This window comes from Vibrio sp. 779(2023), from assembly GCF_033344285.1.
In the GTDB taxonomy this organism is placed as follows: domain Bacteria; phylum Pseudomonadota; class Gammaproteobacteria; order Enterobacterales; family Vibrionaceae; genus Vibrio; species Vibrio alginolyticus.
In genome coordinates, this window is record NZ_JAWPOM010000162.1 from 1 (window position 1) to 1170 (window position 1170).

Annotated in this window: 2 protein-coding genes; both read left to right on the forward strand. The window is 48.3% G+C overall.

Translation table 11 applies throughout. The annotated features are described in order from the left end of the window. The first annotated feature begins 47 nt into the window (after positions 1–47). A complete protein-coding gene (gene fliQ / locus R8O70_RS25760; protein ID WP_005457784.1) occupies positions 48–317 on the forward strand; it encodes a flagellar biosynthesis protein FliQ in 270 nt (89 codons plus the stop codon). An 8-nt stretch (positions 318–325) separates the two neighbouring features. Then, on the forward strand, positions 326–1108 hold the full coding sequence (fliR, locus tag R8O70_RS25765; protein ID WP_005481059.1) for a flagellar biosynthetic protein FliR: 783 nt from the start codon (positions 326–328) through the stop codon (positions 1106–1108). The last annotated feature ends 62 nt before the right edge of the window (positions 1109–1170 follow it).

Genomic DNA, 1170 nt, shown 5'->3' on the forward strand with positions numbered 1-1170 from the left:
GCCGGCAGTTTCGCCCTTTAGGTTGGCACAGAGAAAAGAGGTAAGACATGACTCCTGAAATGTTTGTCGAGCTTTTCCGTGAGGCACTGTGGATGGTGTTGATCATGGTCTGTGCCATTATTATCCCCAGTTTGCTCATCGGTTTGGTCGTGGCGATTTTTCAAGCCGCGACGTCAATTAACGAACAGACATTAAGCTTCTTACCTCGTTTGATCGTGACTTTGTTAGCTTTGATGCTGTTTGGTCACTGGATGACGCAAATGCTGATGGAATATTTCTTCGGCTTGATTGAGCGCTTGCCTCAGGTTCTGTACTAGAGGCTGGTATGGAGTATCCCACTCAAATCATCTTAGACTGGATAGCCAATTATTTTTGGCCGTACGTTCGTATCTCGTCGATGTTGATGGTGATGACCGTTACTGGCGCTCGCTTTGTTTCTCCTCGTATTCGTTTGTATCTCGGCCTTGCGATTACTTTTGCCGTGATGCCCGCTATTCCTGCTGTTCCGCAAGACATTCAACTGCTCTCATTTCGTGGTTTTATGACCATCGCAGAGCAGATGATCATTGGCGTCGCGATGGGCATGGTGACGCAATTTATGATCCAAACGTTTGTGTTGCTCGGGCAAATCCTTGGTATGCAATCGAGCTTGGGTTTTGCGTCGATGGTCGATCCTGCCAATGGTCAGAACACGCCATTGCTTGGTCAATTATTCATGTTCTTGACCACCATGTTTTTCCTCGCAACCGATGGTCACTTAAAAATGCTGCAACTAGTGGTGTTCAGCTTTAAAACCCTACCGATAGGGTCGGGCACGCTTACCGCGGTGGATTTTCGTGATATGGCGGGTTGGCTTGGCATTATGTTCAAAACCGCTCTGAGTATGTCGCTATCTGGCATCATCGCGCTGCTTACTATCAACCTGTCGTTTGGTGTAATGACGCGTGCCGCGCCTCAGCTGAACATTTTCTCGCTCGGTTTTGCATTTGCGTTGATGGTGGGTCTATTGATTTGTTGGTACATCTTGGCTGGTCTATACAGTCATTATGAATTGTACTGGGCATTGGGTGAGGAGCAGATTTGTAGCCTCATTCGCTTGGATTGTTAGGAGGCTGGTTTGGCAGAGTCAGACGGTCAGGAACGCACCGAAGAAGCCACGCCCCGACGGTT